The organism is Exiguobacterium sp. s142 (genome assembly GCF_018618455.1).
Lineage (GTDB): Bacteria > Bacillota > Bacilli > Exiguobacteriales > Exiguobacteriaceae > Exiguobacterium > Exiguobacterium aurantiacum_A.
This window is the reverse complement of sequence record NZ_JACSMB010000048.1, coordinates 1-1,176: the sequence shown is the minus strand read 5'-3', so window position 1 is coordinate 1,176 and position 1,176 is coordinate 1. Positions and strand designations below refer to the sequence as shown.

At 47.4% G+C, this 1,176-nt stretch carries 10 tRNA genes and 1 rRNA gene; all 11 read right to left on the bottom strand.

Features of this window, described 5'->3' with window-relative positions:
* Nucleotides 1-96: 96 nt before the first annotated feature.
* Nucleotides 97-173: transfer RNA gene (locus KNP77_RS15825), tRNA-Pro, on the bottom strand.
* Between the two features lie 7 nt (nucleotides 174-180).
* Nucleotides 181-257 (bottom strand) — tRNA-Arg (locus KNP77_RS15820).
* Between the two features lie 6 nt (nucleotides 258-263).
* Nucleotides 264-348: transfer RNA gene (locus KNP77_RS15815), tRNA-Leu, on the bottom strand.
* Between the two features lie 7 nt (nucleotides 349-355).
* A tRNA-Gly gene (locus KNP77_RS15810) sits at nucleotides 356-430 on the bottom strand.
* Between the two features lie 21 nt (nucleotides 431-451).
* Nucleotides 452-532 (bottom strand) — tRNA-Leu (locus KNP77_RS15805).
* 37 nt (nucleotides 533-569) lie between these two features.
* Nucleotides 570-645: transfer RNA gene (locus tag KNP77_RS15800), tRNA-Lys, on the bottom strand.
* A 12-nt stretch (nucleotides 646-657) separates the two neighbouring features.
* Nucleotides 658-733: transfer RNA gene (locus KNP77_RS15795), tRNA-His, on the bottom strand.
* Nucleotides 734-743: 10 nt separating this feature from the next.
* Nucleotides 744-819, bottom strand: a tRNA-Thr gene (locus tag KNP77_RS15790).
* Between the two features lie 9 nt (nucleotides 820-828).
* Nucleotides 829-904 (bottom strand) — tRNA-Phe (locus tag KNP77_RS15785).
* A gap of 24 nt (nucleotides 905-928) precedes the next feature.
* Nucleotides 929-1,004, bottom strand: a tRNA-Asp gene (locus tag KNP77_RS15780).
* Between the two features lie 83 nt (nucleotides 1,005-1,087).
* A 5S ribosomal RNA gene (rrf, locus tag KNP77_RS15775) occupies nucleotides 1,088-1,176 on the bottom strand; the annotation flags it as partial.

Genomic DNA, 1,176 nt, shown 5'->3' with positions numbered 1-1,176 from the left:
GATATAGCTCTTGAAAATGACGAAGCTTGCGCTTCAATCAAAACTTGTAAAACTTTTTTTGCCTCATCGTTCAGTTTTCAAAGACCAAAAAATAAATGGTCGGGAAGACAGGATTCGAACCTGCGACCCCTTGGTCCCAAACCAAGTGCTCTACCAAGCTGAGCTACTTCCCGTTATAAATGGTGCACCCTGAGAGATTCGAACTCCCGGCCTTTAGATTCGTAGTCTAACGCTCTATCCAGCTGAGCTAAGGGTGCATAAAATGCGGTCGAGAGGACTTGAACCTCCACGGTGTTAACCACCACTAGGCCCTCAACCTAGCGCGTCTACCGATTCCGCCACGACCGCGTATTAATGGAGCGGAAGACGGGATTCGAACCCGCGACCCCGACCTTGGCAAGGTCGTATTCTACCACTGAACTACTTCCGCAATATGAGTTTTGATTAGAGATGCGGGTGAAGGGACTCGAACCCCCACGTCAAGGACACTAGATCCTAAGTCTAGCGCGTCTACCAATTCCGCCACACCCGCATATAATATTCAAATATAACTATTAATTAATGAGAAATGGTGAGCCATGCAGGGCTCGAACCTGCGACCCTCTGATTAAAAGTCAGATGCTCTACCAACTGAGCTAATGGCTCATTAATTTAAAATGGGGCGACTGAAGGGAATTGAACCCTCGAATGCCGGAATCACAATCCGGTGCGTTAACCACTTCGCCACAATCGCCATGAAAAAATGGTGCCGGCGAAAGGATTTGAACCCTCGACCCTCTGATTACAAGTCAGATGCTCTACCAACTGAGCTACACCGGCAGGTGTAAATGGTGGCTTTGGACGGAATCGAACCGCCGACACAAGGATTTTCAGTCCTTTGCTCTACCAACTGAGCTACAAAGCCAACTTATTAAGTTTAAATTAAAAATGGCGGTCCCGACGGGATTCGAACCCGCGATCTTCTGCGTGACAGGCAGACATGTTAACCGCTACACCACGGGACCGTTTGTAAAACTATTTGTATCGACTTCACCTATTTTAAATGTCAATTAGGATAAAGTCAATAAGTTTTGTAAAAAAATAAAAAGCCTGGCAACGTCCTATCCTCACAGGGGGAGACCCCCAACTACTTTCGGCGCTGAAGCGCTTAACTTCCGTGTTCGGCATGGGAACGGG